Origin of the sequence: Mesorhizobium sp. M2A.F.Ca.ET.067.02.1.1 (assembly GCF_004023285.1) — a bacterium.
Classification (GTDB): domain Bacteria; phylum Pseudomonadota; class Alphaproteobacteria; order Rhizobiales; family Rhizobiaceae; genus Mesorhizobium.
Genome location: NZ_RZSB01000474.1, coordinates 1 through 4,772 on the forward strand (window position 1 = coordinate 1; position 4,772 = coordinate 4,772).

Annotated in this window: 3 protein-coding genes and 1 pseudogene; 2 read left to right on the plus strand and 2 right to left on the minus strand. The window is 64.2% G+C overall.

Annotated elements, in window-relative coordinates; genetic code table 11:
• The coding region (locus EOA28_RS25390) for a lipid-A-disaccharide synthase (protein WP_128315409.1) at positions 1 to 994 on the plus strand (994 nt) is incomplete at its 5' end.
• Between the two features lie 72 nt (positions 995 to 1,066).
• Here the strand turns inward: EOA28_RS25390 and gltA are convergent.
• The gene (gene gltA, locus EOA28_RS25395; RefSeq protein ID WP_126060753.1) at positions 1,067 to 2,395 is read right to left on the minus strand and encodes a citrate synthase; all 1,329 of its coding nucleotides are present in this window, start codon (positions 2,393 to 2,395) and stop codon (positions 1,067 to 1,069) included.
• 180 nt (positions 2,396 to 2,575) lie between these two features.
• The gene (gene gltX / locus EOA28_RS25400; RefSeq protein ID WP_127250266.1) at positions 2,576 to 4,000 is read right to left on the minus strand and encodes a glutamate--tRNA ligase; all 1,425 of its coding nucleotides are present in this window, start codon (positions 3,998 to 4,000) and stop codon (positions 2,576 to 2,578) included.
• A gap of 101 nt (positions 4,001 to 4,101) precedes the next feature.
• On the opposite strand from gltX, the pseudogene EOA28_RS25405 reads away from it, so the two are divergent.
• Positions 4,102 to 4,772: pseudogene (locus EOA28_RS25405) on the plus strand (competence protein); the annotation flags it as partial.

Consider the following 4,772-nt stretch of genomic DNA (forward strand, 5'->3'; position numbering starts at 1 on the left):
GATGGGTTTCAGCGCGGTGCTGCGCGACCTGCCGCGGCTGATGCGCCGCATCAGCCAGACTGCTGCGATAATCGCGGCCGAGCGGCCCGATTGCCTCGTCACAATCGACAGCCCGGACTTCTCGTTGCGCGTGGCGAAGAAGGACCGCGCAACGGCGCCGGCCATCCCGATCGACCACTATGTCTGCCCGAGCGTATGGGCCTGGCGGCCGGGCAGGGCGGTGGCGATGAAGCCCTATGTCGACCATATCCTGTGCATCCTGCCGTTCGAGGTGAAGGCGCTTGCCCGTCTCGGCGGACCACCGGGCACTTATGTCGGGCACCGACTGACGCGGGATCCGGGCGTGCTTAGCGCCGCCAGGGCGCAGAGCCAACCGCGCGACCTCTCCGACGACCGTGTCAAGACGGTGCTGGTGCTGCCCGGCTCGCGGCGCGGCGAGGTTCGCCGGCTGATGGAACCGTTCGGCAAGGCGATGTCTGTGCTGCGCCAACGCGGCCATCGCCTGCGCCTGCTGTTGCCGACGGTGCCGCATGTCACCGAGCTGGTGAAGGCTTCGGTCGCCAGTTGGGATGACAAGCCGGAAATCATCACCGAGCCAGAGCGCAAATGGCAGGCCTTCGGCAAGGCCGATGCGGCATTGATCGCGTCTGGAACGGTGTCGCTCGAGTTGGCGCTTGCCGGCGTTCCGATGGTTTCCTGCTATAAGCTGGACCCGATTGCGCGCCAGCTGCTGCAGCATATGGTGACGACTTGGTCGGCCCTGCTGCCCAACCTGATTTCCGACCGCACGCTTGTTCCGGAATTCTACGACCAGTATGTCCGGCCGGAGAACCTTGCCCGGCAACTTGAGGCCCTGTTTGACGACACCGGCATGCGCGCTTGGCAAAAGGCGGGCTTTGCCGAAATTGCCCGGCGCATGGTGACCGAACGGCCCTCCGGCGAGATCGCCGCGGAAGTGGTGATGGGGTGTATCAAGAGAGCGAATAGGGAGTAGCGAATAGCGAGTGGGGCTGTCGGTTTGCCTTCTTTCCCCTATTCGCTACTCGCTATCTCGCTATTCGCTCAATTACCTTTTCGCAATCGGCACGTAGTCGCGCTCGGTGGCGCCGGTGTAGAGCTGGCGCGGGCGGCCGATCTTCTGGTGCGGGTCTTCGATCATTTCCTTCCACTGCGCGATCCAGCCGACGGTGCGCGCGACCGCGAACAGAACGGTGAACATGGTTGTGGGGAAGCCGAGCGCCTTCAGCGTGATGCCAGAATAGAAGTCGACGTTCGGGTAGAGCTTCTTTTCGATGAAGTAAGCGTCAGTTAGCGCGATCTTCTCCAGTTCCATCGCGATGTCGAGCAACGGATCGTCCTTGATGCCGAGCTCGCCCAACACCTCATGCGCGGTCTTCTGCATGATCTTGGCGCGCGGATCGTAGTTCTTGTAGACGCGATGGCCGAAGCCCATCAGTCGGAACGGGTCGTTCTTGTCCTTGGCGCGGGCAATGAACTCCGGGATGTGATCGACATGGCCGATCTCGCCCAGCATGTTCAGCGCCGCTTCGTTGGCGCCGCCATGCGCCGGGCCCCACAGGCAGGCGATGCCGGCGGCGATGCAAGCGAACGGATTGGCGCCGGAAGAGCCGGCGAGGCGAACCGTCGAGGTCGAGGCGTTCTGCTCGTGGTCGGCGTGCAGGATGAAGATGCGCTCCATGGCGCGCGCCAGCACCGGATTGATCTTGTACTCCTCGCACGGCACGGCAAAGCACATGTGCAGGAAATTGGCGGCGAAGCCGAGATCGTTCTTCGGATAAATGAAGGGCTGGCCGATATGGTATTTGTAGGCCATCGCCGCGATGGTCGGCATCTTGGCGATCAGGCGCATCGAGGCGACCATGCGCTGATACGGGTCCGAGATGTCGGTCGAGTCGTGGTAGAAGGCCGACAGCGCGCCGACCACGCCGCACATGACGGCCATCGGGTGCGCGTCGCGGCGGAAGCCGGTGAAGAAGCGCGACATCTGCTCGTGCACCATGGTGTGGCGCGTCACGCGATAGTCGAAATCCTCCTTCTGCGCCTTGGTCGGGAGTTCCCCGTAGAGCAGGAGGTAGCAGACTTCGAGGAAGTCGCCATGTTCGGCAAGCTGGTCGATCGGATAGCCGCGATGCAAAAGAATGCCGGCGTCGCCGTCGATGAAGGTGATTGCCGACTCGCAGCTTGCAGTGGAGGTGAAGCCGGGGTCGTAGGTGAAGGCGCCGGTGGTGCTGTAGAGCGCGCCGATGTCGATGACGTCAGGCCCGGTCGACCCGCTTCGCACCTTGAATTCATGGGTCTTGCCGGCGAGTTCGAGCCTGGCGGTCGACTCGTGCGCCTTGCTGCCCGGTTCCAGTTTTGTCGCAGCTTCGCTCATTCTCAAACTCCCTTGTATCCTCATGCCGGCAAGGCAATTCCTGCAAACGACACGTCGAAGTCACCGGAATGCGCGAACTCGCCACCGCATTTTAGGAGGTGCGTGCCAGATTGGGCCAAGGCCTAATGTTGCACTGCGAAACACACCTTTCAATGCCAATCTTCTTGGGCCAGTTCGCTCCTAATCGATTTGATCTCCAATGCGCGCCAGGCTTTCCTGGCGGCCCAGCACGGCCAGTACGTCGAACACGCCAGGCGATGTGCTGCGGCCGGTCAGCGCGGCTCTCAGTGGTTGGGCCACCGCGCCAAGCTTGTACCCGCCAGCCTGCGCGAACTCGCGGATCGAAGCCTCCGCCGAGGCGGCGCTCCACTCGCCCTGGACAGAAGACAACGCGCCATGCGCGCCGCGCAGAATCGCGCGCGCATCCGCGCTGAGCAAGCCCGCCGCCTTCTCGTCCAGCGACAGCGGACGCTCGGCAAACAGGAAAGCCGCGCCGTCGGCCAGCTCCACCAGGGTTTTTGCCCGCTCCTTGAGGCCGGGCATGGCGGCAAGCAGCTGCGCCTTTCGCTTGTCATCGAGCTTTGCGGCGAGCGCCGGACCGCCTTCGAGATAGGGCAGAGTGGCGACGAAGATATCGAACAGCGCCCGATCGTCCATCTTGCGCATATGCACGCCGTTCAGCGCCTCGAGCTTGGCGAAGTCGAAGCGGGCAGCGCCCTTGTTGACGTCGCCGATGTCGAACCAGGCGATCATGTCCTTGATCGACATCACCTCGTCGTCGCCATGGCTCCAGCCGAGCCGCGCCAAATAGTTGAGCAAGGCTTCCGGCAGATAGCCCATGGCGCGATAGGCCTCGACACCCAGCGCGCCGTGCCGCTTCGACAGCTTGGCGCCGTCGGCGCCGTGGATCAGCGGGATGTGCGACATCGACGGCACCGCCCAGTCCATGGCGTTGTAGATCACCGTCTGGCGCGCGGCGTTGGTCAGGTGATCGTCGCCGCGGATGATGTGGGTGACGCCCATGTCGTGGTCGTCGACGACGACGGCATGCATGTAGGTCGGGTTGCCGTCCGAGCGCAGGATGATGAAGTCGTCGAGATCCTTGTTGGGAAAGCGCACCTCTCCCTGCACGCGGTCATGGACGACCGTCTCGCCCTCGGTCGGCGCCTTGATGCGGATCGCGCCCTTGACGCCTGCCGGTGCCTCGGACGGATCGCGGTCGCGCCACTGGCCGTTGTAACGCGGCGGCAGGCCCTTGGCTCTCGCTGCGTCGCGCATCGCTTCCAGCTCCGCCGGCGTCTCATAGCTGTAATAGGCCTTGCCCAGGCGCACGAGTTCCTCGGCCACCTCGCGATGGCGCGGAGCCCGCTCGAACTGGGAGACGGCGTCGCCATCCCAGGAAAGGCCAAGCCAGGTCAATCCGTCGAGAATGGCGGCCGTGGCGGCTTCGGTGGAGCGCTCGCGATCAGTGTCCTCGATACGCAGCAGCATCGTGCCGCCGGTGTGCCTGGCATAGAGCCAGTTGAACAGCGCCGTGCGCGCCCCGCCAATATGCAGGTAGCCGGTGGGCGAGGGGGCAAAACGGGTGACGACCTTGTCGGACATGAAACTCTCGAAGAAGCACTGAAACGGCATATTTCGCGCGGGCTTTCGCGCTTTGCGCGTTCATGTACCATAGGCGGTCTGGGGCGCAAGGGGCAGACCCGATGGCTGGACGTGGCCGGGGCACGGAGGAGGGCGGGGAAACGACAGCTGGCGTCAGCGAGCGCCTGATGTTTGCCCATGCCGAGCCCGCTGAAGAAGCGCCGCTTTCGCTTCCAGAACTCCATCCGCCCACCGAGTTACCGCCGCCCGGTGACGGTGCGCTGCAGCCAGCGTCGCCAACAGGTACCGTAGGCCGAATCCGCAAACAACTCGGCCGCGTTTCGGTTCCTGCGCTGCGGCGAAGCGTTGCGATCGCTGCCACTACCGAGCTCGACCGCGGCATCGGCTTCCTGCTGGTGCCGGTGTTCCTGGCCGCCGGCGTGATCTATTACTTCTCGCTGAGCACCGAGCCTGATCTCTACAGGCCGCTTGCGGCGGTGGCTCTGATGGCTGTCTGCGCGACGGTGTCGCGCTCCTGGCAGAAAGCGCACCTTGTCTTCATGGCATCGCTTTTCTGCGCGTTCGGCTTTCTTGCGGCCAAGGTGGAGACCTGGCGGATGGCGACGCCGATGCTGGGGTCCGAAATCCAGACCCGGCTGACCGGTCGCCTGGTCACCGTCGAAGCGATGGCCAATGGCCGTGTGCGGCTGACCATCGATCTCATGTCCACCGAGCACCCGACGCTGCGCTACGCGCCGGACCGCGTTCGGCTGTCGGCGCGCAGGATCCCGCC

What these genes read in the sequence shown, in the direction of transcription:
- gltA (WP_126060753.1), bottom strand. Translation starts at nt 2,395, where the DNA reads ATGAGCGAAGCTGCGACAAAACTGGAACCGGGCAGCAAGGCGCACGAG.
- gltX (WP_127250266.1), bottom strand. Translation starts at nt 4,000, where the DNA reads ATGTCCGACAAGGTCGTCACCCGTTTTGCCCCCTCGCCCACCGGCTAC.